At 59.6% G+C, this 26,032-nt stretch carries 23 protein-coding genes, 1 tRNA gene, 2 rRNA genes, 1 pseudogene and 1 riboswitch (1 of these 28 running past the window's edge); of the genes and pseudogenes, 15 read left to right on the top strand and 12 right to left on the bottom strand.

Features of this window, described 5'->3' with window-relative positions; all coding sequences use genetic code 11:
• Window positions 1-27 precede the first annotated feature (27 nt).
• Window positions 28-912 carry a LysR family transcriptional regulator gene (locus ACK83U_RS17575; protein ID WP_112338506.1) on the bottom strand — a complete coding sequence of 295 codons (885 nt, stop codon included), beginning with the start codon at window positions 910-912 and terminating at the stop codon, window positions 28-30.
• 97 nt (window positions 913-1,009) lie between these two features.
• On the opposite strand from ACK83U_RS17575, the gene ACK83U_RS17570 reads away from it, so the two are divergent.
• Both ACK83U_RS17570 and ACK83U_RS17565 read left to right on the top strand, forming a co-directional pair.
• Complete coding sequence (locus tag ACK83U_RS17570; protein ID WP_112610686.1) at window positions 1,010-1,417, top strand: CidA/LrgA family protein; 408 nt, start codon at window positions 1,010-1,012, stop codon at window positions 1,415-1,417.
• On the top strand, window positions 1,404-2,108 hold the full coding sequence (locus ACK83U_RS17565) for an LrgB family protein (RefSeq protein WP_112338508.1): 705 nt from the start codon (window positions 1,404-1,406) through the stop codon (window positions 2,106-2,108). The genes ACK83U_RS17570 and ACK83U_RS17565 overlap by 14 nt, the downstream gene beginning before the upstream one ends.
• A 57-nt stretch (window positions 2,109-2,165) precedes the next feature.
• Here the strand turns inward: ACK83U_RS17565 and ACK83U_RS17560 are convergent, their stop codons facing one another.
• Window positions 2,166-3,503, bottom strand: coding sequence for an MFS transporter (locus ACK83U_RS17560; protein ID WP_112338509.1), 1,338 nt, complete (start codon window positions 3,501-3,503; stop codon window positions 2,166-2,168).
• Window positions 3,504-3,895: 392 nt separating this feature from the next.
• Here ACK83U_RS17560 and cyoA point away from each other — a divergent pair, with 392 nt between their 5' ends.
• The 5 genes from cyoA (at window position 3,896) to ACK83U_RS17535 (ending at window position 9,052) form a co-directional block, all read left to right on the top strand.
• Window positions 3,896-5,014: a ubiquinol oxidase subunit II gene (cyoA, locus tag ACK83U_RS17555; protein ID WP_112610684.1), complete on the top strand. Its 1,119-nt coding sequence runs from the start codon at window positions 3,896-3,898 to the stop codon at window positions 5,012-5,014.
• A gap of 47 nt (window positions 5,015-5,061) precedes the next feature.
• Window positions 5,062-7,065, top strand: coding sequence for a cytochrome o ubiquinol oxidase subunit I (cyoB, locus tag ACK83U_RS17550; RefSeq protein WP_112610682.1), 2,004 nt, complete (start codon window positions 5,062-5,064; stop codon window positions 7,063-7,065).
• A 4-nt stretch (window positions 7,066-7,069) separates the two neighbouring features.
• A complete protein-coding gene (gene cyoC / locus ACK83U_RS17545) occupies window positions 7,070-7,699 on the top strand; it encodes a cytochrome o ubiquinol oxidase subunit III (protein WP_112610680.1) in 630 nt (209 codons plus the stop codon).
• The gene (gene cyoD, locus ACK83U_RS17540) at window positions 7,696-8,100 is read left to right on the top strand and encodes a cytochrome o ubiquinol oxidase subunit IV (RefSeq protein ID WP_112610678.1); all 405 of its coding nucleotides are present in this window, start codon (window positions 7,696-7,698) and stop codon (window positions 8,098-8,100) included. Before cyoC ends, cyoD begins: the two co-directional genes overlap by 4 nt.
• A gap of 187 nt (window positions 8,101-8,287) precedes the next feature.
• Window positions 8,288-9,052, top strand: coding sequence for an SURF1 family protein (locus ACK83U_RS17535; protein WP_184373629.1), 765 nt, complete (start codon window positions 8,288-8,290; stop codon window positions 9,050-9,052).
• Between the two features lie 34 nt (window positions 9,053-9,086).
• On the opposite strand, the gene ACK83U_RS17530 is transcribed toward ACK83U_RS17535, so the two are convergent.
• The gene (locus tag ACK83U_RS17530) at window positions 9,087-9,653 is read right to left on the bottom strand and encodes a histidine phosphatase family protein (RefSeq protein ID WP_112610674.1); all 567 of its coding nucleotides are present in this window, start codon (window positions 9,651-9,653) and stop codon (window positions 9,087-9,089) included.
• A 112-nt stretch (window positions 9,654-9,765) separates the two neighbouring features.
• A riboswitch (cobalamin riboswitch) is annotated at window positions 9,766-9,838 on the top strand.
• 58 nt (window positions 9,839-9,896) lie between these two features.
• Between ACK83U_RS17530 and ACK83U_RS17525 the strand changes: the two genes are divergently transcribed.
• The 3 genes from ACK83U_RS17525 to ACK83U_RS17515 are packed head-to-tail and all read left to right on the top strand — an operon-like array spanning window position 9,897 to window position 11,520.
• The gene (locus ACK83U_RS17525; RefSeq protein WP_015338334.1) at window positions 9,897-10,106 is read left to right on the top strand and encodes a CbtB domain-containing protein; all 210 of its coding nucleotides are present in this window, start codon (window positions 9,897-9,899) and stop codon (window positions 10,104-10,106) included.
• Window positions 10,107-10,118: 12 nt separating this feature from the next.
• The gene (locus tag ACK83U_RS17520; protein ID WP_112610672.1) at window positions 10,119-10,859 is read left to right on the top strand and encodes a CbtA family protein; all 741 of its coding nucleotides are present in this window, start codon (window positions 10,119-10,121) and stop codon (window positions 10,857-10,859) included.
• A gap of 34 nt (window positions 10,860-10,893) precedes the next feature.
• Window positions 10,894-11,520 (top strand): hypothetical protein, encoded by a 627-nt coding sequence (locus ACK83U_RS17515; protein WP_112610670.1) that lies wholly within the window; start codon window positions 10,894-10,896, stop codon window positions 11,518-11,520.
• 66 nt (window positions 11,521-11,586) lie between these two features.
• Here ACK83U_RS17515 and ACK83U_RS17510 read toward each other — a convergent pair whose 3' ends face one another.
• Complete coding sequence (locus tag ACK83U_RS17510; RefSeq protein ID WP_015338331.1) at window positions 11,587-11,895, bottom strand: GCG_CRPN prefix-to-repeats domain-containing protein; 309 nt, start codon at window positions 11,893-11,895, stop codon at window positions 11,587-11,589.
• A gap of 239 nt (window positions 11,896-12,134) precedes the next feature.
• Between ACK83U_RS17510 and ACK83U_RS17505 the strand changes: the two are divergent.
• Window positions 12,135-13,741, top strand: a pseudogene (locus ACK83U_RS17505) (inorganic phosphate transporter).
• Window positions 13,742-13,881: 140 nt separating this feature from the next.
• Here the strand turns inward: ACK83U_RS17505 and ACK83U_RS17500 are convergent.
• The 5 genes from ACK83U_RS17500 to ACK83U_RS17480 form a co-directional block, all read right to left on the bottom strand.
• Window positions 13,882-14,325 carry a MucR family transcriptional regulator gene (locus ACK83U_RS17500; protein WP_412474686.1) on the bottom strand — a complete coding sequence of 148 codons (444 nt, stop codon included), beginning with the start codon at window positions 14,323-14,325 and terminating at the stop codon, window positions 13,882-13,884.
• Between the two features lie 191 nt (window positions 14,326-14,516).
• The gene (locus ACK83U_RS17495; protein WP_112610666.1) at window positions 14,517-15,083 is read right to left on the bottom strand and encodes a helix-turn-helix domain-containing protein; all 567 of its coding nucleotides are present in this window, start codon (window positions 15,081-15,083) and stop codon (window positions 14,517-14,519) included.
• Between the two features lie 46 nt (window positions 15,084-15,129).
• Window positions 15,130-15,870 carry an EAL domain-containing protein gene (locus tag ACK83U_RS17490; RefSeq protein ID WP_412474685.1) on the bottom strand — a complete coding sequence of 247 codons (741 nt, stop codon included), beginning with the start codon at window positions 15,868-15,870 and terminating at the stop codon, window positions 15,130-15,132.
• A 379-nt stretch (window positions 15,871-16,249) separates the two neighbouring features.
• Entirely contained in the window at window positions 16,250-17,023 is a 774-nt protein-coding gene (locus tag ACK83U_RS17485) for a sugar phosphate isomerase/epimerase family protein (protein WP_412474684.1), read from the bottom strand.
• A gap of 269 nt (window positions 17,024-17,292) precedes the next feature.
• Complete coding sequence (locus tag ACK83U_RS17480; protein WP_112610832.1) at window positions 17,293-19,170, bottom strand: adenine deaminase; 1,878 nt, start codon at window positions 19,168-19,170, stop codon at window positions 17,293-17,295.
• A 270-nt stretch (window positions 19,171-19,440) separates the two neighbouring features.
• Between ACK83U_RS17480 and ACK83U_RS17475 the strand changes: the two genes are divergently transcribed.
• The 4 genes from ACK83U_RS17475 to ACK83U_RS17460 are packed head-to-tail and all read left to right on the top strand — an operon-like array spanning window position 19,441 to window position 23,205.
• Window positions 19,441-20,478, top strand: a complete 1,038-nt coding sequence (locus tag ACK83U_RS17475) for an ABC transporter substrate-binding protein (RefSeq protein ID WP_112610662.1) — start codon at window positions 19,441-19,443, stop codon at window positions 20,476-20,478.
• A gap of 46 nt (window positions 20,479-20,524) precedes the next feature.
• The gene (locus ACK83U_RS17470; RefSeq protein ID WP_112610660.1) at window positions 20,525-21,349 is read left to right on the top strand and encodes an ABC transporter permease; all 825 of its coding nucleotides are present in this window, start codon (window positions 20,525-20,527) and stop codon (window positions 21,347-21,349) included.
• The gene (locus ACK83U_RS17465; protein WP_112610830.1) at window positions 21,349-22,140 is read left to right on the top strand and encodes an ABC transporter permease; all 792 of its coding nucleotides are present in this window, start codon (window positions 21,349-21,351) and stop codon (window positions 22,138-22,140) included. The genes ACK83U_RS17470 and ACK83U_RS17465 overlap by 1 nt, the downstream gene beginning before the upstream one ends.
• A gap of 6 nt (window positions 22,141-22,146) precedes the next feature.
• A complete protein-coding gene (locus ACK83U_RS17460; RefSeq protein WP_112610658.1) occupies window positions 22,147-23,205 on the top strand; it encodes an ABC transporter ATP-binding protein in 1,059 nt (352 codons plus the stop codon).
• 329 nt (window positions 23,206-23,534) lie between these two features.
• On the opposite strand, the gene ACK83U_RS17455 is transcribed toward ACK83U_RS17460, so the two are convergent.
• The 3 genes from ACK83U_RS17455 to ACK83U_RS17445 all read right to left on the bottom strand — a co-directional run.
• A tRNA-Met gene (locus ACK83U_RS17455) sits at window positions 23,535-23,611 on the bottom strand.
• Window positions 23,612-23,849: 238 nt separating this feature from the next.
• Window positions 23,850-23,964: ribosomal RNA gene (gene rrf, locus ACK83U_RS17450) — 5S ribosomal RNA — on the bottom strand.
• 256 nt (window positions 23,965-24,220) lie between these two features.
• Window positions 24,221-26,032, bottom strand: a 23S ribosomal RNA gene (locus tag ACK83U_RS17445); it runs 1,118 nt beyond the window's last position.

Raw genomic sequence — 26,032 nt, 5'->3', positions numbered from 1 at the left:
GCTTATCACAAAAGTTTGAGATAAGAGTCAAGATTTAGCCGCGATCTCCGCAGCGAGGTCGAGCCAGGCACGGCCGGCATGCGACAGATATCCACCGCGCCGCCAGATCCAGGCCATGTTCCACTCCATGTCCGGTTCGACAACGAGCGCATGGGCGATGCCCGAACGCCGGCTCTGTTCGGCGATCAACCGTGGCAGGAAGCCGATCCCGAGGCCCGCAGCAACCAGTTCAACAATGAAATTGATCTGGCTCGAGCGCGCGGCAATGTCCGGCGCAAAGCCGGCCGCACGGCAGGCGTTGAGAATGATGCCGTTTAGCGCGAAGCCGGTTTCGAAGAGGAGAAAGGGGTAGTCCTTGAGCGCCGCCAGGGGCACCGTTTGCTGCCCGGCGAGCGGATGCGCCGACGGTAGAAGGACATGCATCGGCTCGCAGCGCACAACCTGCCACTCGAAGACATCGGCCATCGGCAGCAGCGAGGCGCCGAGATCGACCTCATCGGCCAGCACCATTTCTTCCAACCGCTTGGCGCCCTGCTCCACCAACCTGATCTCTATGCCTGGATAACGATTGCGGAAAACGGCAAAGACCGGTGCAAACAGCGCATCGTTGCCGATCGGCGGCAGGCCAAGCCGCAGGGTACCCCGCGTCAGCCCGCGCAGTTCCGATAATTCGGCCAGCAGATCGTCGCGCCCGGCAAGGATCGCAATTGCCCGACGATAAACCACCTCGCCGGCATCGGTCAGGGTCACGCGATGGCCGAGGCGGTTCAGCAGCGGCAGGCCAAGCTCGTCCTCCAGCTGGCGCACGGCCTTACTGACGGCCGATTGCGTGGTGAACACCACCTTTGCGGCTTCTGAGAAGCCGCCCTGGCGCACTACCTCGACGAAGGCTTTCAATGTTCGAAGTTCCATACTTATTCCCTATAGGACTGGATCATATGAAATCAATTCATTTTATTCATGTGGTGTAAACGCCTATTATCGGGCTGACAGATTTTGCCGAGCTCCCATGCGTATCGACCCAAAGAAACATCCGAAATTGAGCTGCCTTGCTCAGACCCTGCTGCTGCTTGCCTTCTGGCAAGCGGGCGAAGCCATCGTCCGCCTTGCACACTTGCCGATACCCGGCGCCATCGCCGGCATGCTACTGGTGCTGGCACTGTTTGCGAGCGGCACGGTGAAGCTGACGAGCATGAAGCGTGGCGCGGAGTGGTTTCTCGCCGAAATGCTGCTGTTCTTCGTTCCGGCGGTGCTGGCTTTGCTCGATCATGGCGAATTCATCGGCCTCATCGGGCTGAAGGTACTTGCAGTGATCTTTGCCGGCACAGTGATCGTCATGGGCGTGACCGCCGTTGCGATCGATATCGGCTACCGCCTCATGACACGTAAGGGAGCACCCAGCCATGCTCACGATTGAAACCGCGGTATCAGGTCTGTTCTGGCCACTGGCGACGGTCGGTCTCTATTACATATCAAAGGCACTCTATCGACGCCGGCCATCACTCTGGCTGTCGCCGCTAGTAGCGGTGCCTGGGGTGCTGATCGCCATCGCTCTCATGCTGCACGCAAACTATCAGGACTATATGCATGACAGCCATTGGCTGCTGGCCCTACTCGGGCCTGCGACTGTCGCCTTCGCCGTGCCGATCTACGAACAGCGAGGCCTCATCCAGCGCTATTGGCCGGTCCTGCTGTTCGGTGTGACGGTGGGTAGTACCACAGCAATGGTTTCTGCCTGGGGGCTTGCCAGCCTCTTCGGCCTCGATGAGAGCCTGCGGCTCAGTCTGATGCCGCGCTCGATCAGCACGCCGTTTGCCATGGTGGTTTCAGGTGATATCGGCGGCGCGCCCAACCTGACGGCCGTCTTCGTCGTCATCACCGGCCTGTTCGGCGCCGTCGTCGGCCAGATCTTGCTGCGGCTGCTGCCGCTGCAATCGGGCATGGCTCGAGGTGCACTTTACGGCATGGGGGCACATGGCATCGGCGTCGCCAAGGCTCATGAGATCGGCCGCGAGGAAGGATCGATCGCCGGTCTCGTCATGGTGCTGGTAGGAGTGACGAACGTGCTGGCAGCGCCGCTGATCGCGTGGCTCCTGCATTCGGCATGAACGAAAAAGGCTGCGGCACTTTCATGCCGCAGCCTTTTTTCGTTTCCGGAATTTGACTTAGTTGTCTCGCGTCTCCAGCGTCTTGCTGAAGAAGATTGCGACCAGCGTGCAGACGACGCCCGACAGCAGATAGAGACTGGTATAGACGAGGCCGAACTGGCTGGAGAGGGCAAGCGCCACGAATGGCGCGAAGCCGGCGCCGATCAGCCAGGACAGATCCGACACCAGGGCCGAGCCGCTGTAGCGATAGTTCTGGCTGAAGCGCGAAGCACTCGCGCCGGCGGCCTGACCGAAGGAGAGGCCGAGCAGCGTGAAGCCGAGGACCACATAGATGTGGCGTCCAGTCGCGCCGCCATCCAGCAGCCAGGGTGCCACGAAAGCGAAGCAGGCGATCAACACCGCGCCGATGGCGAGCTGATTGCGGCGGCCGATCCGGTCGGCAAGCATACCGGAACAGATGATGGCGAGAATGCCGCAGATCGCACCGAGGAATTCCACCAGCAGGAACGAACCCGAACTCTGCTCACTGTAGAGCGTCACCCAGCCGAGCGGGAAGACTGTGACCAGATGGAAGGTCGCAAAGCTTGCCAGCGGCACAAAGGCGCCGATCAGGACGTCGCGGCCATGCACGCGCAGCAGCTCCGTCATCTTTACCGGCTCCAGCTCATGGCGCTCCAAGAGCGTGCCGAATTCCTCTGTCGCCACCAGACGCAGGCGGGCGAAGAGCGCGACGACGTTGACGGCGAAGGCGCAGAAGAAGGGGTAGCGCCAGCCCCAATCCAGGAAGTCCGCCGTCGTGAGGCTCGTGACGAAATAGGCAAACAGGGCGCTTGCCAGCATGAAGCCAATCGGGGCGCCAAGCTGCGGGATCATCGCATACCAGCCGCGATGGTTCGTCGGGGCATTGAGCGCGAGGAGCGAAGCAAGACCATCCCAGGCGCCGCCGAGCGCAAGGCCCTGCCCAATGCGGAAGATGGCGAGCAGGATTATCGCGTAGACGCCGACTTCGGAATAGCCGGGCAGGAAGCTCATGGATGCCGTGGATCCGCCGAGCAGAAACAGGGCGATCGTCAGCTTGACGCCGCGGCCATAGGTGCGGTCGATCGCCATGAAGATGAACGAGCCGATCGGACGCGCGATGAAGGCGAGCGAGAACACCAGGAACGAAAGCAGCGTGCCATGCAGCGGGTCGGCGAAGGGGAAGATCAGCTTCGGGAAGACCAGTACGGATGCAATGGCATAAACGAAGAAATCGAAGAATTCCGACGTGCGACCAATAATCACGCCGATGGCGATGTTGCCGGGGGCAACCGAGCCGCCCGCATGCATGCTGCGGGCATCGCTCTCCAGAGTTGAAGATGTGGGGTTCAGTGTTTCATGCGTTACGCTGACCATGCGCGGGAGCCTCCCTCTCCGAGCACGAATTCCTCCACGAACTCGCGCGTAATGAAAATGTCGATCAAACGTGCGAACATATCAAGTATCCAGCATGAAATAATTCGCAAATTAGCAATCAGTCGAGCCATTATCCGCCTTTGGCGCCAAGTTCCGGACGAAGAACAACCGCCGGTGATAGCCATTTGTTCCGATCCGGGTATATTAGCGGCGGCAAAAGCGAATTGCTCAATAGAAAACCTTCTGGATTTCTGAGGGTTTTCCCGATAGGTGGGACAGCATTCCATACCGCAATGCACTCTATCTTGCTGCGGTGCGACGAAACACCTCATATCGTTCATGACCGCCGTCCTTTAGTCGCGGTAGGGTCGAAACAAAAAGAGCTTTAAGACGTGCTAAGACTATCGAAGATTTTCAGCCGTTTGTCTGTCATCCCACTGTTTTTGCTGCTGTCGGGCTGCAATCTGGTGGTGATGGATCCTTCCGGCGATATCGCCATGCAGCAGCGAGACCTCATCATCATTTCGGTCGTACTGATGCTGATCATCATCATTCCGGTGATCTTCCTGACCCTGTATTTCGCCTGGAGATACCGCCAGTCGAACAAGGAAGCGACCTACGAGCCGGAGTGGCATCATTCGACGCGTCTGGAACTGGTCATCTGGTCCGCTCCGCTTGCTATCATCATCGCGCTCGGCGCGGTGACCTGGATCAGCACGCATCAGCTCGACCCCTACCGCCCGCTCGACCGCATTGCCGCCGACAAGCCGCTCAGCGCCGACGTGAAGCCGCTGACGGTCGAAGTGGTCGCGCTCGATTGGAAATGGCTCTTCTTCTATCCGGAATACGGCATCGCCACCCTCAATGAGATGGCAGCTCCCGTCGACCGTCCGATCAATTTTAAGATCACGGCCTCGGCCGTGATGAACTCCTTCTTTATTCCGGCACTGGCTGGACAGATCTACGCCATGCCGGGCATGGAGACGAAGCTCCACGCCGTCATCAACCATCCCGGCGAATTCCAGGGCATGTCCGCCAACTATAGCGGCGCCGGCTTCTCGCACATGCGCTTCAAGTTCCATGGCCTCAACCAGGCCGATTTCGACCAGTGGATCCAGAAGGCGAAGAGCCAGGGCACGGCGCTCGGCCGTCAGGAATATCTGGCGCTTGCCAAGCCCAGCGAACGCGAGCCGGTACGCTACTTCAACGCCGTCGACGACGGGCTCTACAACGCCATCCTCAACATGTGCGCCGATCCGAGCAAGATGTGCATGAGCGAGATGATGCATATCGACGCCAAGGGCGGCGGCGGCAAGGAAAGCCACGAAAACCGCGAGCGCCTGATCTATGACAATCGCGATGGCGCCTCGGCCGAGGTCACACCGGTCAAGGCAGACGGCGGCGCCGGCCACACCATGCAGCATGGCGACAACTCCATGCCGGGCATGGATATGGGCAACGGCTCTTCTTCCGATTCGTCGACCGGTTCGGCGCAGCATCAGGGTCATTGATCCGGTGCGCTCAATAACAAGACATTCATAAGGGACAGAGGCAATCCATGTTTTCCAACCCGGACCTCTACAAATTCATCTTCGGTCGGCTGACGCTCGACTCCATTCCGTATCACGAGCCGATCCTCGTCGTGACCTTCCTCGGCGTCGCCATCGGTGGTATCGCGCTCCTCGGCCTGCTGACCTATTTCCGCCTCTGGGGCTATCTCTGGAAGGAATGGTTCACCAGCATCGATCACAAGAAGATCGGCATCATGTATGTCGTGCTGGCGCTGATCATGCTGCTGCGCGGTTTCTCCGACGCGCTGCTGATGCGTCTGCAGCAGGCAATCGCCTTCAACGGATCCGAGGGCTATCTGCCGCCGCATCACTACGACCAGATCTTCACCGCCCACGGCGTGATCATGATCTTCTTCGTGGCGATGCCCTTCGTCACCGGCCTGATGAACCTCGTCGTGCCGCTGCAGATCGGCGCCCGCGACGTGTCCTTCCCGTTCCTCAACAACTTCTCGTTCTGGATGACGACAGCCGGCGCGATCGTGATCATGATCTCGCTCTTCATCGGCGAATTCGCGAAAACCGGCTGGCTGGCCTACCCGCCGCTTTCCGGCATCGCCTATAGTCCAGACGTCGGCGTCGATTATTACATCTGGGGCCTGCAGGTCGCGGGTATCGGAACGACGCTCTCGGGCATCAACCTGATCGCAACCATCGTCAAGATGCGCGCCCCGGGCATGACCTTCATGAAGATGCCCGTCTTCACCTGGACGTCGCTCTGCACCAATATCCTGATCGTTGCATCCTTCCCGATCCTGACCGCTACGCTCGCGCTGCTGACGCTCGACCGCTATGCCGGTACGAACTTCTTCACGAACGACCTCGGCGGCAATCCGATGATGTATGTCAACCTCATCTGGATCTGGGGCCACCCGGAAGTCTACATCCTGATCCTGCCGGCCTTCGGCGTCTTCTCGGAAGTCGTCGCCACCTTCTGCGGCAAGCGCCTCTTCGGCTACGCCTCGATGGTTTACGCCACCTGCGTGATCATGATCCTCTCCTACCTCGTCTGGCTGCACCACTTCTTCACGATGGGCTCGGGCGCCAGCGTCAACTCCTTCTTCGGCATCACGACGATGATCATCTCGATCCCGACGGGTGCGAAGCTCTTCAACTGGCTGTTCACGATGTATCACGGCCGCATCCGCTACGAGCCGCCGATGCTGTGGACCGTCGGTTTCATGGTGACCTTCACCATCGGCGGCATGACCGGCGTCATGCTCGCGGTTCCGCCAGCCGACTTCGTGCTGCACAACTCGCTGTTCCTGATCGCCCACTTCCATAACGTGATCATCGGCGGCGTTCTGTTCGGCATGTTCGCGGGCGTCAACTACTGGTTCCCGAAGGCCTTCGGCTTCAAGCTCGATCCCTTCTGGGGCAAGATGAGCTTCTGGTTCTGGCAGATCGGCTTCTGGTTCGCCTTCATGCCGCTCTATATCCTCGGCCTGATGGGCGTCACCCGCCGCGTCAGCCAGTTTGACGATCCGTCGCTGCAGATCTGGTTCATCATCGCCGCCTTCGGCGCCGGCCTCATCGCCATCGGCATCGCCTGCTTCCTCATCCAGCTCGCCGTCAGCTTCATGAAGCGCGAAGAGCTTCGTGACCATACCGGCGACCCCTGGGGCGGCCGCACGCTGGAATGGTCCACCTCGTCGCCGCCACCGGCCTACAACTTCGCCTTCACGCCGATCGTCTACGATCACGATGCGTGGTGGGACATGAAGAACCGTGGCTACGTCAGGCCGACCGAAGGCTTCATTCCGATCCACATGCCGAAGAACACCGGCACCGGCATCATCCTCGGCGTGCTCTCCATCGGCTTTGCATTCGGGATGATCTGGTACATGTGGTGGCTCGCCGCCATCACCTTCGTCGCGATGGTCGTCATCACGATCGGCCATACGTTCAACTACAAGCGCGACTACCACATTCCCGCCGACGAGGTCGTGAAGACCGAGAACGAGCGTACGAAGCAGCTCGCAGGACAGGTGTAAGACTATGACGACCCACTCTGCACAAGCTCCCGTGGACGGCGAAACACCCGCCTTCTATCTGAAGGAGGAGCATCATCCGGAAGGCAGCACCATGCTGGGCTTCTGGATCTACATCATGAGCGACTGCCTGATCTTCGCAGTCCTCTTCGCCACCTTCGCCGTACTCGGCCACAGCTATGCGGCCGGCCCCTCTCCGGCCGACCTCTTCGAGCTGCCGCTCGTCGCCCTCAACACGGCGATGCTGCTCTTCTCCTCCATCACCTATGGCTTCGCCATGCTGGCGATGGAGAAGGACAACAAGTCGGGCACGCTGATGTGGCTGACGATCACCGGCATCTTCGGTGCTCTCTTCATCTTCTTCGAACTTTACGAGTTCTATCACCTGATCCTCGACGGTGCCGGCCCGCAGCGCAGCGCCTTCCTGTCGGCCTTCTTCACGCTGGTCGGCACGCACGGTCTGCACGTCACCACCGGTATCGTCTGGCTGATCACGCTGATGGTGCAGGTCGGCCGCTACGGACTGATCCCGGAAAACAAGCGCCGCCTGATGTGCCTTTCGATGTTCTGGCACTTCCTCGACGTCGTCTGGATCGGCGTGTTTTCCCTCGTCTACCTCATGGGAGTTCTCGGATGAGCTCGAACGCAAACCATTCGCATCAATCCGGCGACGCCCACGGCCACGATCATCATGGCGGCCACGAGGCATCACACGGCACCTTCAAGAGCTACATGACGGGGTTCATCCTCTCCGTCATCCTGACCGCCATTCCCTTCTGGCTGGTCATGGGCAAGGTCATCTCCGATCCGGCCGTCACCGGAGCGATCGTCATGATCCTCGGTGCTATCCAGATCGTCGTGCACATGATCTACTTCCTGCACATGAACACCCGCTCGGAAGGCGGCTGGAACATGATGGCGCTGATCTTCACCATCGTGATCGTCATCATCGCGCTGTCCGGCTCGCTCTGGGTCATGCATCACCTCAACGCGAACATGATGCCCATGTCGCCCGAGATGATGCGCAACATGCCGTAAATTCGAGCGGCGGGCCTTCGAACGAAGGCCCGCCCTCTTCCCGGCGTGAGAATTCGCCGGATGCTGCGCAGTGCATGCTTGAAATGCCAGAAGCCGCAGCCAAATCTTCCCGACCGCGCATGAGCTTCAGCGAAGAGTGTTGAACCGCCCGAAATCATGCGTCAGCGCGTCCCCGGAGACCTGCGCCATGACCGATATTTCCTCGAACACATCTCAGGGCAAGCCGCGCTCGACGCTTAACCTTATCATCTGGGTATCGCTGCTTCTGCTCCTGACCGCCCTTCTCATCGGCCTCGGCACCTGGCAAGTGAAGCGGCTGCACTGGAAGCTGGATCTGATCGCCAGGGTCGATGCGCGCGTGCATGCGCCGGCGGTTCAGGCACCCGGCCCGGCGCAATGGGCCGATATCACGGCCGAAAACTCCGAATACAAGCATGTCCAGGCAAGCGGCAGTTTCCTCAACGACAGGCAAGCGCAAGTCTATGCCTCGACTGTGCTCGGTGCGGGCTATTGGGTGCTGACGCCGCTGAAGCTTGCAAACGGCACGATCATCATCGTCAACCGCGGCTTCGTTCCCACAGAGAAGCGCAATCCGACGACGCGCGCCGAAGGCGAGCTTTCCGGGGAGACTACGGTGACCGGCCTGCTGCGGATGAGCGAGCCTAAAGGCACGCTGCTGCGTTCGAACGTGCCGGCGGAGGAGCGCTGGTATTCACGCGACGTGACAGCCATCGCTGAGGCTCGGGGGCTGCAGAATGTAGCGCCCTACTTCATCGATGCCGATGATGCGAAAAATCCCGGCGGATTGCCCGTGGGCGGGCTGACGCAGATCACCTTCCACAACAGTCATCTCGTCTATGCCATCACCTGGTATGGACTGGCTTCCATGACATTGGGGCTGGCCGTCTATCTCGTCTATTTCGAGAGGCAGCGGGCAAAAGCGGCCCGCTGAGGACTGGAGCGTCGCATTTTTGCTGGAATTGGCCTTAGATCGTCATTTTCGGAAAACGAAGCTGCCAGCGTCGGCCGTCGCTCGTCATCTCGACAATCCCGAACGGCTCGACATCAACAGCCCAGAATGCTGCGGGCGGCGCCTGCAAGGCCTGCAGGATGGCAGCGCGAATGACGCTCGCATGAGTGATGACGACGATATGGCCGGTATCGTCGATGTGATTCCCCATCCATTCGCCCACACGCTTCATGACAGCCGACAGGGTTTCGCCCCCATGCGGCGCCACCGACGTATCCGTCATCCAGAGCGCCAGGGACTCCGCATCCCTTTCATGCAGTTCAGCAAGGGATTGCCCGCGCCAATCGCCATAATCGCATTCGCGCAGGGCGACGTCCGGGATAGCATCGAGGCCGAGGACGGCAGCGGTCTGGCGGGCACGCAAAGCCGGGCTCGCCCAAACCCGGTCGATTGCCCCGAGCCCGAAGGACAAGGATTGAGCCTGCTGAGCCGCCTTCGCCTCCAAGGGTTCGTCATCCGGAAAGCAGCCGTTCCGATGGGCTTGCGTCGCCCCATGACAAATCCAGCTCAAACGCGTTTTCATAAGATTCCTCTGTTTCCATCCCCTGCCGCACTCTTGTCGCGATTTCGCATCGCTGTGGCGCTTGATTGACAATCATATTGGCAGATAGCTATAAACTTGGACTTGCGGGTGTGGAAGCCGGTGGAATCCCGGCGCGGTCGCGCCACTGTAATCGATGACGGAAACTTCGCCCTCGAGAGCCAGACCCTTCCCGCAAAAACCCTTCCGCAAATGGAACGCGCTTTTCTTAACGAGGGAAATACAATGTCCGACACCACTTTCGCCCCATCCGCAGTTCCGCAGCCGATCCCGCTCGGCCAAATCCTGCCCTGGGCCATTTTCGCCGGCCTTCTGATGCTGCTCGCGATCTATTTCATCGGCGCAGAAGAAGGCGCGACCTCGCTCATCTCGGGCATGTATGTGCACGAGTTCGTGCATGACGCCCGTCACCTTCTCGGCTTCCCCTGCCACTAAGGGGTTAAGCACATGGTTGGACGTCTTTTGCTCCGCGGCATGATCGTCGGGGCCCTTGCCGGTATTTTCGTTTTTGCCTTCGCCCACATCTTCGGCGAACCGCTGGTCGACTGGGCCATCGGCTTTGAAGAAAAGGCCGCGCAGGCAGCCGGCGAAGCGCCGGAACCGGAAATCGTGAGCCGCGCCACCCAGGCGGGCATCGGCCTTTTCACCGGCAGCGTGATCTTTTCGACCGCAATAGGCGGATTGTTCGCGCTGGTCTTCTCGTTCGTCTACGGCCGCATCAGCCCCTTGGGTGCGCGCGGCACGGCGGCGCTGCTCGCGCTCGCCGCTTTCGTGACGATCTCGCTCGTGCCCGACATCAAGTATCCGGCAAATCCGCCGGCCGTCGGCAATCCTGATACGATCGGCGCAAGAACAGAACTGTTCTTCATCATGATCGTTGCCTCCGTCGTCGGCATGATCGTTGCCGTGGGCTTCGGACGCAGGCTGGCGGTGCGATATGGTTCCTGGAACGGTGCGATCATTGCCGGCATCGGCTACATCGTCTTCGTCGCGCTGATCCAATATCTGCTTCCCTCGATCAACGAAGTGCCCGAGCAATTCTCGGCCGTCGTACTCTGGCGTTTTCGCATCACCTCGCTCGGCATGCACGCCATCCTCTGGACGACGCTCGGCCTTGCCTTCGGAGCCTGGGCGGAACGCCAGTTGCCGCAGACGCGCTACGGCAATGTGGCCCTGCGCCGGGCTTAGTGTGGTAAATAGATCGCATCCCGCGCATGACAACATGCGCGGGAGACGCCCGTATCCAGGCGGCGTCCTGTTTGCAATTTTCTGTCTCATCGTTACGGGTTGGCCGGCTTCGGTTGCCGCGCATGGCGGCGGCTCCTCCGGCAGCCAGGCTGGCATCCCGATTCCAAGTCTTACCCATGGCGAGATGGCAGTGATCGCTCCCTATTACGGGCGGATCATCTCGATTGCCGAGAGCGTATCGGATACCGACGAAACCTTCCGCCGTCTCTTGAACTTTGCGCAGATCCAACGTGCTTATTGCCTATGGGGCCTGATGCCGGGCAGCGTCAGCGACGAGGAAAGCCCGTTCAACGAATGCTCCCACGCCTACCTCGCCGCGGCGAAGGCGGTGCTGCTGCAGATGCGCGTCATGAAAGTGGAGAAGGCATCGGTCGACGATCTCGTCTCCCATATCGACGCGACACTCGTGCGCAACAATCTCTCGCTCGTCCTGTGCAAATTCAGCGGCGAGAGCTTCAATACGGCCGATCTCATCCGGCCAAAGCTTGCCGACATCGCACTCCATGCGAAAAGCCTTGCTGCGATCTTATCGGCCAGCCTGCTCGTTCTTGCGGGCCTCTGGCTCGGAGCGCGCGCGTTACGGCCGCAAGCTCAGCCTTAAGAACCGCATTTTTTCGGAACTGCCCTCAATAAAACACCGCCGCAAGATGCGGCGGTGCTTCTGATCTCACCAGTAGTGCGGACGATCGCGCCAGCGGCCGTCGCCCCAGCCATCGCGATGATGGCGATGGCCGTGCCAGCCCCATGGCGGCGGCGGTGGCGGCCTGTAGTAACCCCAGCGCCGGGGCGGCGGACCCCAGCGATTGGGGCGGCATTCGCCCCAGCGCGTCAGGTGCCAGCCACGACCGCAGGCATAGTCAACTTTCACAATCGGCACGGAGGCCGTTGACCCAACGGCCGGGATAGGCATTGCCTCTGCCGAAGATACAACCAGGCTGCCGAACAAGGCAGCAATGGCAATCACGGACGATCTCATATTAATGGCCCTCTATCCAAGTCCCTTACATGGGGGATTTAACCCCCGAAGGTATGAACGCCGGCTGAACCGAAAATGGCCTTTTGGAGGCAAATCAAGATCAGCCCGAGAACCCGCCGGCAGTCGAACGGGCTTACCACTGCCCGCATTTGCAGTTCGCCGCAGCCTGTTCCCGCGTCACGAGAGTTTCACGAACGAGGCTTACACCGGCAATATCCATTGCAATAAGGGAGTTCGGGATGGTCGACCTCGTTTCAAACAATGCGGAAGGCGGCAATGCCGACCATCCGATTCATGGCGCAGGCAGCTCGGCAAAATGGTTTCTGCCGCTCTTCGGCATCGTCGTCCTGGCCGGCCTCGTCTATGTCGCCTACGCTCTCGGCAGCGATCTTGCAGAGGCCGCCGCGGTTCCGTGGATATTGCTCGGGCTGGCGCTGCTGATCGCGCTCGGCTTCGAATTCGTCAACGGCTTCCACGATACCGCCAACGCCGTTGCCACCGTCATCTACACCCGCTCGCTGCCGGCGGAGTTCGCCGTCATCTGGTCGGGCTTCTTCAACTTCCTCGGTGTTTTGACTTCTTCCGGCGCCGTCGCCTTCGGCATCCTGGCGCTGCTGCCGGTCGAGCTCATCCTGCAGGTCGGCTCCGCTCCGGTCTCGCGATGGTCTTCGCCCTGTTGACCGCCGCCATCATCTGGAATCTCGGCACCTGGTATCTCGGCCTACCGGCCTCGAGCTCACATACACTTGTCGGCTCGATCATCGGCGTCGGCCTCGCCAACCAGTTCCTGGCACCTGCCGGCTCCGCCACCAGCGGTGTCGACTGGTCGCAGGCAAGCAGCGTCGGCATGTCCCTGCTCTTGTCGCCGATCATCGGCTTTGCCATGGCCGCCATATTGCTGCTGGTCGCCAAGGTGCTGATCCGCAACAAGGAGCTCTACGAAGCGCCGAAGGGCAATGCACCGCCTCCGCTCTGGATCCGCGGCCTGCTGATCTTCACCTGCACCGGCGTGAGCTTCGCCCATGGTTCGAATGACGGCCAGAAGGGCATGGGCCTGATCATGCTCATCCTCATCGGCCTCGTACCGACCGCCTTCGCGCTGAATAAGACGCCCGACGTGAACTATCTCGAAGCCTATAAAGCTGCCTCGACGCAAGTCGAGACGGTACTCGGCAAATATGTGAAGCCGGGTGTTGCCGCACCGGCCGATCCGAAGGCCGCCGTCAGCAGCGCCGTAAAGACCAAGACCTGGACGGATGCGACGACGCCAGCTCTCCAAGCATATATTCATGCCACGAGTGCTGAGATCGCGGCCTATCCAAGCGTCGAGAAGCTGCCGAACGGGCTCGTCGGCAACGTTCGTAACGATATCTATCTGATCGGTGAATCGCTGAAATTGATCGACAAGCAGAAGCTGCTGCCGATGAGCGCCGAGGACCTGAAGGCCGTGACCAACTATCACGCCGCCGTCGATCACGCGACCAAGTTCATCCCGCTCTGGGTGAAGGTTGCCGTGGCGCTGGCGCTCGGCCTCGGCACCATGGTCGGCTGGAAACGCATCGTCGTCACCGTCGGCGAAAAGATCGGCAAGACGCACCTGACCTACGGCCAGGGTGCTGCCGCCGAAGTTGTCGCCATGCTGACCATCGGCGCCGCCGACCATCTCGGCCTGCCGGTATCGACCACGCACGTCCTGTCCTCCGGCGTCGCCGGCACCATGGCGGCAAACGGTTCCGGCCTGCAGTGGTCGACGGTACGCAACATGCTCATGGCCTGGATCCTGACACTGCCGGCTTCGATCACACTGGCCTTCGTGCTGTTCATCGTGCTGCGCCAGGTCTTCTGATCGACAGCGGAGACTATTCCCGAAGACGGTGGCGCCCTGACGAGGGCGCCATTTTGTTTGCAGCATTGCGCGAACGGATTCTCACGGAGCACACAAGCAACGCCGGTCAAGCGCGTGCGAAACGCCTGTTCCGAAATTGCTCAGTCGACGGTTTCCCTCTTGTTCCCGTTCGCACCGAGGCCGGAAATCTTGGCAAGCTCCGAACGACGATTGGCATAATTCTGCGCCACCATCGGGTAGTTGGGAGCGAGCCCCCACTTCTGCCTGTATTCCTCGGGCGTCATGCCATAATGCACGCGCAAATGACGCTTCAGCGTCTTGAAGCGTTTGCCGTCTTCGAGGCAGACGATGTAGTCGTTCGTCACCGATTTCTTCAAATCCACAGCCGGCACCAGATTGGCGCGCTCGACGATGGAAGCCGACCCATCCAATGTTAGCAACACATCATGGATGTCCTTGATCAGCCTGGGAAGGCTGTGGATGGGAACGGCATTATGGCTGACATAGGCCGAAACGATCTTCACGCAGCCATCGAACAAGGAAGGCTTCGGCGGAGCGGGGGTTTTTGTCTCGAAAGAATCCATGATCTTTTCCCGGATCTCATTGGTTCCTCGTGCGCCGCCCCGCTCGAATTGCATCATGTGCCATACCCGCGGACGGACATCGCACCGTTTCAATGTGCGCCCTGTTTCGGGGCGCTGTCCCGGTTCGATAACCGGGGCTCAATGCGTCCGCATCAAATGCGTACGCAATTACAGCCAGTAGCTTTCGCCTCCTATCTCGTATCCGCAGCAGACTGCGGCAGTTCGCCGGCAGGGTCCGCGAAGTAGACCGCCAGCTTGTTACAAAGGGTGACGAGCGGCATGCCAAGCATGAACGCCGTGTGAGTGGGATCTCCGCCGCAATGCTGCAGAGTCTGGAGAATGAGCTTGCGCTCGACATCCTCCATCGTCTGGCCGACCAGTGTTTTGACGGCGGCATCCACGGGTTCGTGCAGTGATTGGCCATCGCCAAGATGGAGAGCAATCTCCTCGAGCAATCGATTTTCACTTGCGGTCACGATGACGACATCATCGGCATGACCGCCGAGTTCACACAAGACATAGAGACCCGTCTCGGCATCGATGGTCACGCGGCCCACCGCCTCGCCGGCCTGATCGCAAATGAGGACATGCGGGCCTGCTCCGCCGACGAAAGTGGCTGACAGCTCACCGCCGCTTCCGGAGAAGACGATGCGAAGCCGGCTGACCAGGGCGCGCAGCAATGTCTTCGTCTTGAGTTCGCTCGCCGCACGCGCCGCCGATATGTGATAGGCCGATGTGAAAGCCAGTCGCTGCATCATGGCATCACCTGCAGAGCGAGAACGACAGGCTCCGGTGCGCAATTGTTCATGCCACCCCCCGCAAGACAGCTTTGCGCTTATGACGTCGAAGCCGCGCCAGGGAAACCGGCCTCGAAAGCAGGAAACCCTGGACATGCGTTGCGCCCGCCTCCTGCGCGGCATTGAGTTGAGCGCCGGTTTCAATCCCCTCGACGACGACAAAAGGAGCGAAACAGGATGCAAAACCGACGATGTGGGAGAGGCTATTGCTTCCGTCGCGGCCAGGCCTGTTATCCCAGACAAAGGCTGCATCGATCTTGACGATATCTGCAGGCACCTGCAGCAACGCCGCCGGCGTGGCAAAGCCAGATCCGAAATCATCGATCGCGATACGACAACCGAGAGCACTAATCATCTTCATGCGTTCGATGGATGCGCCGACGACCGGATAGCTTTCGGTGATCTCAATGACGAGCCGCGAGGCAAGTTCCGATCGGCGGCTGATTCGGCCGAACACATCGGCAAACCGATCCGAATGCGACAGGCTGGTGGCGGAGAGATTGAAACCAAGAACCAGCGTCTCATCCGCAGCTAGGTCGGACAGCACCATATCCAGAATACGCAGATCGAGATCGAACCAGCGATCCTGGCGTTCAAGGAGCGAAACGAAGGTGCCGGCCGTATGCACGGTTCCGTCCGAGTCCGTTACGCGCGCCAGGCTTTCGGCATAGAACGTCTTACCGGGATTTGCCGCATCGTGAATCCATTGCGCGGCAAAACCCAGCCCGCCTGCGGCGATTGCCTTCAAGATCCGGGCTCCGTGTCTCTCTTCCTCGCGACTTGCGTTACCGTTCATCGGGCCTCCCTTTCGGGGCGAAGCGACAAAGCAGCGGGAAGCCGGAAGCAGCAGCCGAGCGCGGCGCATATCGCGCCCAAACATGGGACTTCAGATAGCTATAATTTGCCTCTTCCATCTTCCAGACACCCTCGACCTCAATCATTGAGGCTTCCCTTCATCGAGCTGGAAATATTGCGCCGAAGACCGTAGTCAACCGGCGAGGATATGCGTACGAGATAGTTATTTAATAATTGCTAATAGACTAATTAACGATCGCTGCAAAAGTCAATCTCCGTGCGGCACTCTTCCTTTCAACTAAATTAAAATATTAATGCTCTTCAACAATTATTCACCATTTGGGGCGGGACCACCAGCCACTTCGCTTCGCAGACTGTAGAGCCAAACCTAAATGTGACAAATCCTTGTGCCACAATCTTTCCCATTCCAGGCTCACGATACCGCTATAGCCATCGGCGTCGAGCACCGAACGCAGCGCCGCCATCGGGAACTCGCCGGTGCCGGGCTGTACATAACTGTAGGGCAGCCTAGGCCCCGGCCGGGAAACGCTGTCCTTGACATGGAGATGGTGCGTATTGCGACGAACCTGCTTCCAGGTTTCGACGGGATCCTGCCCGCCCTTGCGCCAAGTGTGATGTGTATCCCATATCAGCGCGCAATCTGGGGCTATTTCAAGGAAGCGCGGGATGGCGTCCGGCAGTGCTAGGAAATCATGGGTTTCGATGACCATATCAGCACGAAAGCCTTCGCGCACGGCGATCTCACGCCACCATTGCAGCGTGGCCAGCGCCTCGGCCAGCTCGCCCTCATCGGCGGTTTCACCACCATCGAAAACCCTGAGCGAACGAACGCCGGCGGCCTCCGCCCAAGGAAGGTGGCGCAGGAACTCTTCCTTCGCCTGGGCTGTCGCACCGACCAGACGCAGCGAAGTATTGAAGGCGCAGACGCCTACGGCAGAGCCTTCCAGCACCTTGGCCAAGCTTGCGGGAGAGCCGAATCTGTCCGTGAAATAGGCGACGAGATCGATGGTGCTCCCAAGGGCTCGGATTTCTATCGCATCGATGCCGTGGTTTGCCGCCAGTTCGAGGGCTTCGACCAGTTCCAATTCCGCACATCCCAAAGTGGAAAATGCCGATGTTATTCGCGGCGCATGACTATCAAGTGCAATCACCAGAGCCTCCTCCGCCCTGTTGCCGGCTACCGCCGCTTAACGTGCCCGTGAACACGCCCAGCCTCCACAGCTTGCCGCTCGACATAAGTAACCGGACGGATAATTAAGAAGCTGGCTTCCACCGTCAAGCGCGGATTACAGGGCCGCCCTCATCAACCTTCTATACCGTAAGGCGGATATTCCGAATGGTCTGGCAGATATCCCTACCAGACGATCGGGTGAGTTTCGCCGGTCGCGACATTGACGAAACCTTCCGGCGCCCTTTCGGAGGGAGCGACCAGCACCCAGCGCCAGGGCGCGCAGGTGAGCGTTGCAAAGGAAAGCCGTTCGGGAAAGCCCGGCCACCAGCGCGGCGAGAACGTCGGCTCATACATCCAGTCGATCTCCGCCCCGGCCTTATACAGCGCCTGCATCTCCGCATCCAGCTCCTCGGCCGAGCGCGCGGTCATCAGACCGCCGACTTCATAGCGAACGCGGGCGACGACCTTGCCGCCCGAGACCAGTACCCAGCCGCCCTGCTGCTCCTTCAGCGCGTTGGCGACCAGGGCCATGGCTTCATCGGAGGAACCGACCACCCAGATATTGTGCTTGTCATGGCCGAGCGTGGCGCCGAGCGCGGTATCCGGCGTGCGCGGCCCCGTGCCCAGCCAGAACATGCGCGCGACCTTGGCTTTCCCGGAAAAGCGATCGACGATGGCGAATTTCGTAACGTTACGATCATGATCACGCTCAACGGCGCCCTCGCGGACCGGCAGATCCATGGTAATGAAATCATCCGCCCAGTGGAACGGCCGCAGCAGCGCAGCTTTCGCCGTGTCGGCATCCGACGGGGCGGCGATGCGAAAATCCTCAGCCGAGACTGTTCTATCGATCCGGACCGTCTTCGTCGCCCAATCCGGCCAGTCGATCTCGGGGCGAACGCCGACGAAGGTCTTGCCTTCGGATGCCGGCTTGCCATCGGCCCAGACATTGGCGATCGACAGTGTTTTCACATCATCCAGTAACACAATATCGGCAAAGCGGCCGGGGGCTATCGAGCCGACCCATGGAGTCAGGCGCATGTGGCGGGCGGGATTGATCGTCACGCATTGAATGGCGATTTCCGGCGCCAGCCCATTCTCGATTGCCAGGCGGACATTATAATCCGTGGCACCCATCTTCAGCGTATCGCTGGCGCTGCGATCGTCGGTGACGAAGGCGATCTGCGACCAGTCGGACAATCCTTTCTCGATCAGGCCCTTGATGACCTCGGGTAGGGAATGAGGTCTAAGCTCGATGAACAGGCCATGCGTCAGCTTTTCCCAGATCTCCTCCAGGAACCAGCCTTCGTGATCGGAAGCGAGGCCAGCGCCGGCAAAGGCATTGATCGACGGCAGATCACGCAGGCCCGCGCCGTGACCTTCGACCACGCCGCGCTGCTCGAACGTCGCGCGGATCATTCCCCAGAGACGATCGTAAGCCGGATTCTCCGGGTTGCTGACCGAGGGCCAGTCCATGACCTCGTCAAGGCCGGCCACCATCAGGCTCTCATTGAGAAAGGACTTCTGCTCGTCATAGCCGAAATGACCGCCGCCCCATTCGTAAGCGGTCGGCGGAACGGCCGATCCCGGCAGGGGGAATATCTTCATCGGCGAGCCGCGGCGGCGGGCCTCGAGCCAGAATTCCAGATTGCGGGCGCCATTGACGTTAGAGAATTCGTGGCTCGCTTCACAGGTCCAGGTGACACCATGCGGCATGACCAAGGCCGCTTCCCATTCCGGCGTCAGATGCGAGCTTTCGATATGCTTGTGGGCCTCGCCGAAACCGGGAACGGCTGCGAGATGCGGCTCGTGTACGCGCTCGCTCACCTCGCCCTGATAACTGCCGGCCGGGCCGACATAGGCGATCCGCCGCCCCTTGATGACGATTTCCTGATCCTCCAGCCAGCTGCGGCTATGCACATCCAAAAGCCTGCCGACGCGCAGCAGGCGATCTGCCGGACGGCGGCCGAGCGCGGTCAACGTCAAATCCTGACGGATCAGGACTTCGTCCGCCGCATTGATCAGCAGATCGTCGGGAAGATTTGTGTTCGGGGATGTCATGAGAAGCATGCCTGCCAGTGAAATCGATCAGCCGAGGGTAAAGATGACGCACGAGCCTGTAAAGCCGACCGAATCGGATCAAGGAAGCCTAATGATCTCAGGCACTTCAATAAGCCAGTATTGTGCACGACGACACTGGATATTCATCTTATGAAAGGCAAAAACCACCACCCTGCCCATTTGTTGGGCTTGTAAAGCCGGTGCTCGAAAAATAGTATCCTGCAAGCTTGAAACATATGCCCGATTTCACTCACCAAAAGGATTTCGAGAATGAACGGCCTCACCCTTGCCCGTGTCGCGGGATTTGCTTTCCTTGCCGCGGCAACCGCCACGCCGGCCTTCGCTCAAGCAAAGACGCTGACCGTTTCCTGGTGGGGCTATAATGGCGAGAAGATGCAGGCCAACATCATCGAGCCCTTCAAGAAGATCTGCGGCTGCGATGTGGTTTTCGAAACCGGCAACAATGCCGATCGCTTGAACAAGCTGAAGCTGCGCAACGGCAAGGGCGTCGACGTCATCTATCTCACAGACAGCTATTCGCAGCTTGGCATCCAGCAGGGCCTCTTCCAGGAAGTCGACCGCAGCAAGATCCCGAACCTTGCCGATCTCTACGATATCGCCAAGGCGCCGCAAGGCAATTACGGCCCGGCTTACACGATCGGCCGCATTGGCATCGTCTACGATACGGCGAAGGTGAACCCGCCGATCACCTCCTGGAACGATCTGTGGCGCGACGACCTGAAGGGCGCCATTTCGTTGCCCGGCATCACCACGACGGGTGGGCCGCTGACGGTGCTCCAAGCCGGCAAGCATGCAGGCGCCGATCCCTATGCCGATGCCGGCAAGGCGTTTGAGGCCATCGAGGCGCTGAAGCCGAATGTCGTCAAGAATTACAATACCGGCTCCGAACTGGTGAACCTGATCTCGACAGGCGAGGCCAAGGTGGCGATAACGCAGGACTTCGTTCTGTCATCGTTGCGATCAGCCGTTCCTACGATGGCCTGGGCCGACTTGAAGGAAGGCGACATCGCCGTCCTCAACACGGTCAATATTCCGAAGGGCTCGGAAAACGTCGAGCTTGCGCATCAGTTCATCAACTTCGTTCTATCGAAGGACGTACAACAGGCCGAAGCCGAACAGGGTGTCGATGCACCGGTCTCGACCAAGGTGGCGCTGCCGCCGGAAAAGGCCAAGCTATGGACCTACGGCGCCGAGATGATCGCCAAGCTCAGCCGCATTGACTATCAGAAGCTGATCGAGGCGCAGCCGGACTGGGTCGATCGCTGGAACGAGATCTTCGGCATGTAACAGGGCATGCCGCACACTCCCGCGGCGTTCTCACGGAATTTAGTTGATGAAGCATTTGATGAAATGGGGTTTGGCGACGCCAGCGATCGTAGCCGTAACGCTGTTCCTGCTCGTTCCCGTCGTCATTACGATCGCAGCGACCCTCGGCGAATCCAAGGGGGTGTTCTCCCCCTATGTCGCTTTCTTCTCCAGCGGTTTTCGCCGAACCGTGCTCTTCAGGACAATTGAGGTTGCTCTCCTTACCACGGCGATCTCGCTGTTTATCGGCTTCATCGCCGCCTATGTCATCGCGCAGATGCCGGGCCGCGCCAAGAGCGTGATGATCATCGCCGCCGTCTTTCCGCTGCTGACCGGCGTCGTCGTGCGCTCCTTCGCCTGGCTGATCATTCTCGGCAAGAACGGCATTCTCAACACCATCCTCCTGTCGATCGGCGTCATCAGCGAGCCGCTCTCGATGCTCTACACCGAGGGCTCGGTGATCGTCGCGATGGTCTATCTCTTCGTGCCCTTGATGATCCTGACGCTCGTCGGCGTGCTTGAGGGCATACCGACGGATCTTATCCAGGCGGCGACATCGCTGGGTGCCACGCCGGCTGCGACCTTCCGACAGGTCATCCTGCCGCTGGCAACACCCGGCCTTATCGTCGGCGCAGTGCTGGTTTTCACCGGCAGTTTCACCTCCTATGCCACGCCGCAGCTGCTCGGCGGCGAAAAGCAGATGATGATGGGCACCTTCCTCTATCAGCGCGCCATGGTCACCTTCGACTGGGTCGGCGCCTCGACGATCGCCGCCATCATGGTTGTCGTCACGATCGGCATTGTCGCGTTCATGAGCCGTCTCGCGCGACGGCTGAACCCGATGGCGGTGTGATCATGGCACGAACGGCCCATCCCGCGCTCATCGCTTTCACCGCCCTCGTCTTCCTCTTCCTGCTGGCGCCACTCGTCATCATTATCGGCGCCGCCTTCAGCGACACGACCTATCTCACCTTCCCGCCGCAGGGCCTGACGCTGCACTGGTTCTCGAACATCTTCCGGATCGAGGCCTTCCGCACGACAGCGATCACCAGCCTGGAGCTCGCCTTCCTCGGAACGGCGCTGTCGCTGCTGATCGGCATTCCCGCCGCCTATGCCATCAGCCGCTACAGGGTCGAGTTGCCGCGCTGGCTTTCGACGCTCTTCGTCCTGCCGATCCTCGTTCCGGAAATCGTCTTCGGCTTTTCGCTGATGAAATCGATCACGATCGGGCTTGGACTACCGATCTTTCCCAGCCTCCTGATCGGCCATGCGCTACTGGTGCTGCCCTATTCGGTGCGCGTCGTCAGCGCCAGTCTCGCGAGTTTCGATTTCTCGATTGAGGAGGCTGCCATCAGCCTCGGCTGTCCGCCGCTGAAGACCTTCCTGACCGTGGTGCTGCCGAACATCCGCGCCGGCGTCATCGCCGCCTTCATCCTCGCCTTTATCACCTCCATCAACGATGTCTCCGTTTCGGTCTTCCTGACCGGCCCAGGCATCTCCACCCTTCCGATCCAGATTCTTGCCCATATGGAGCAGTTCTTCGATCCGACCATCGCCTCGGTTTCCGTGCTGTTGATGCTCGTGACCGTCGCCGTGATGGCGATCGTCGAAGCAACCCTCGGCCTCACCTTCCTGACAAAGTAGCCGCCCGTGACCGTATCGCTCTCCATCAATTCCATCAGCGCCCATTACGGCAAGACAGCCGTTCTGCAGGATCTTTCGCTTTTCGTCGCGGCTGGAGAACTCGTCTCGCTGCTCGGCTCGAGCGGGTGCGGCAAGACGACGACGCTGCGGCTCGTTGCCGGCTTCCTGCAGCCGACGAGCGGCACCATCAAGCTTGGCGATCGTGACCTGACGACGCTGCCTGCGCACGCAAGGGATATCGGCCTGGTATTCCAGAACTATGCGCTGTTTCCGCATCTGACGGTGCTCGAGAACGTCGCCTTCGGCCTCAAGCAGCGCCGCATGCCGACGAGGGAGCGCCTCGCGAAGGCCGGCGCCATGCTGGAGCGCGTCGGTCTTTCCGGCCTCGGTGACCGCCTGCCCGGCGCCCTCTCAGGTGGCCAAAAGCAGCGTGTCGCATTGGCGCGCGCCCTCGTCATCGAGCCGCCGCTCCTGATGTTCGACGAGCCGCTATCCAATCTTGATGCGAAGCTCCGGGTCGATATGCGCGTGGAAATCCGCCAGCTGCAGCGCGCCAACGGCACGACCTCGCTCTACGTCACGCATGATCAGGAGGAAGCCTTCTCGATCTCGGATCGCGTCGCCATCATGAATGCCGGCCGCATCATGCAGCTCGATACGCCCGAGACCCTCTACCGCAAGCCTGCCAATAGCTTCGTCGCCCGCTTCGTCGGTTTTGAGAATCTGCTGCCGTTGCGTGTTGTTGAGCGAGAGAGCGCCGTCGTCGTTGCCGAGGCTGCAGGCGGCGCAAGGATCACGCTGTCTCAGGAAGATTTCGGTCCGATTCCAGACAGCTGCATTCTTGGCTGCCGTGCGGATGGTCTTTCGGTCCGACGTAAAGGCAACGGCCTGCCTGCGGTTCTGGGAACACGCACTTATCTCGGCCGCGCCTATCAGTATCAGTGCGACACAGCGGCCGGCGCCATCGTCGCCAATGGCCCCTTATCGGAGCCGATGACGGCTGGAAGCAGCGCGGTGCTCGTGCCGGTGCCGGAGCAGTGCTGTATCCTGGAGCCCGAAGGATAAGATGTACGTTGATCTGGGATCTCGAGGTACGATTGGTTTCCCGCCCACGATATTGTTCTTGGGAAGGATGCGCTTTGTTTTGGGGCAGGCTTTGGAGTTTTGTGCCTTGCGGGGTGTGTTTGGCTGCTTTCGGGCCGCTGGCGAGGCGTTAAATGTTCGATGCGTTACCAAACACAAGAAGCCCGCGTGATGCGGGCTTTTTTGTACTTGGTTTTGTGGGCGGGCTTTGAGCCGTTCGCGTTATGGTCCTGAGGCGGGAGGAGCTACCGCTCGCCATTGAAGATGAAGTCTTCGCGCCCTGGATAGCTGATCTTTGTGATTGTAAATTTTGGTTGCGGGGGCAGGATTTGAACCTGCGGCCTTCAGGTTATGAGCCTGACGAGCTACCGGGCTGCTCCACCCCGCGTCACCAGCGCAAACCGGGTTTCGGTTTGTCGCGTCACCAGCGCAAACCGCGTTGCGGTTTATCGCTTGTTCCCTTGGCACCGTATTTCAGGTGTGCAGGGGTAATGTGCTCCAGAAGCGACAAAGGCCGCTTTGGTAGCGGCCTATTGTAACACGGCTAGGCCGTTTTTCAGAGTGTGATGAGAAGATTTTGTGAGGCATAAATTGCTTGGCAATTTAGCCTGAGTTGCGTTTGGCAGACCTGGCAGCGACCTACTCTCCCGCGTCTTAAGACGAAGTACCATGGGCGCAGGGGCGTTTCACGGCCGTGTTCGGAAAGGGAACGGGTGCAGCCACCCCGCCATAACCACCAGGTCGGCAAAGCGCAACTTCGGGCTAAACCGCGCCAGCGGTTTATGCCCTATGAGAAGCTGGTGAGACTGGAAGTCTCGTTTGTCTTATTTGAACACGTCGTTGGATGCGTTTCCGGACGAAGTCCGCAAGCGCAGAGCGCGTCGCCAGAGGTCTGGCGCGCCGTCCGCAGCATAGGGTCGAAGACCCGTACATGCGTGAGGACAAAACTCAATGCAGATGAACGTTTACGTTCGTCTGATGAGCACTGGCAATGGGAACGATCAAGCCAATCGAGCTATTAGTACCGGTAAGCTTCATGCGTTGCCGCACTTCCACACCCGGCCTATCAACGTGGTCGTCTTCCACGGCTCTGATAGGGAACACTCGTTTCCAGGTTGGTTTCCCGCTTAGATGCCTTCAGCGGTTATCCATTCCATATATAGCTACCCTGCTATGCCCTTGGCAGGACAACAGGTCCACCAGAGATATGTCCATCCCGGTCCTCTCGTACTAGGGACAGATCCTGTCAATATTCCTACACCCACGGCAGATAGGGACCGAACTGTCTCACGACGTTCTGAACCCAGCTCACGTACCGCTTTAATTGGCGAACAGCCAAACCCTTGGGACCTGCTCCAGCCCCAGGATGCGATGAGCCGACATCGAGGTGCCAAACAACCCCGTCGATATGGACTCTTGGGGGTCATCAGCCTGTTATCCCCGGCGTACCTTTTATCCGTTGAGCGATGGCCCTTCCACACGGGACCACCGGATCACTATGACCGACTTTCGTCTCTGCTCGACTTGTCAGTCTCGCAGTCAGGCGGGCTTATGCCATTGCACTCGACGACCGATTTCCGACCGGTCTGAGCCCACCATCGCGCGCCTCCGTTACTCTTTCGGAGGCGACCGCCCCAGTCAAACTACCCACCATACACTGTCCCGGATCCGGATAACGGACCGCGGTTAGACATCCATGACGATAAGGGTGGTATTTCAAGGATGGCTCCACAAGAACTGGCGTCCCTGCTTCAAAGCCTACCACCTATCCTACACATGCCGACACGAATGCCAGTGTAAAGCTATAGTAAAGGTGCACGGGGTCTTTCCGTCTGACCGCAGGAACCCCGCATCTTCACGGGGAATTCAATTTCACTGAGTCTATGTTGGAGACAGCGGGGAAGTCGTTACGCCATTCGTGCAGGTCGGAACTTACCCGACAAGGAATTTCGCTACCTTAGGACCGTTATAGTTACGGCCGCCGTTTACTGGGGCTTCGATTCAGAGCTTGCACCCCTCCTCTTAACCTTCCAGCACCGGGCAGGCGTCAGACCCTATACGTCGTCTTGCGACTTCGCAGAGCCCTGTGTTTTTGGTAAACAGTCGCTACCCCCTGGTCTGTGCCACCCTCACATGCTTGCGCATATAAGGGTCACGCTTCTTCCGAAGTTACGCGTGCAATTTGCCGAGTTCCTTCAACATAGTTCTCTCAAGCGCCTTGGTATACTCTACCTGACCACCTGTGTCGGTTTCGGGTACGGTCTATACGGTGGAGCTATTTCCTGGAACCGCGTCCCCGCCCACACAATCCAATAAGTGTGAACAAGTTAAGCAATCCGTCACTACCACCAGGCCCACGAATATTAACGTGGTTCCCATCGACTACGCGTGTCCGCCTCGTCTTAGGGGCCGGCTAACCCTGCTCAGATTAACTTTAAGCAGGAACCCTTGGTCTTTCGGCGAGAGGGTCTCTCACCCTCTTTATCGTTACTCATGTCAACATTCGCACTTCCGATACCTCCAGGACCCCTCACGGGTATCCCTTCATCAGCTTACGGAACGCTCCGCTACCACTCCTCAAAGAGGAATCCTCAGCTTCGGTGCATGGCTTCAGCCCCGTTACATTTTCGGCGCAAAGACCCTTGACTAGACCAGTGAGCTGTTACGCTTTCTTTAAATGATGGCTGCTTCTAAGCCAACATCCTGGTTGTTTTGGGATCCTCACATCCTTTCCCACTTAGCCATGACTTGGGGACCTTAGCTGGAGGTTAGGGTTGTTGCCCTTTTCACGACGGACGTTAGCACCCGC

The sequence above is a fragment of the Rhizobium sp. WW22 genome, from assembly GCF_047041135.1.
Taxonomy (GTDB): Bacteria; Pseudomonadota; Alphaproteobacteria; order Rhizobiales; family Rhizobiaceae; genus Rhizobium.
Note: the sequence above shows the minus strand (reverse complement) of the source record. Positions and strands in the feature narration are given on the sequence as shown.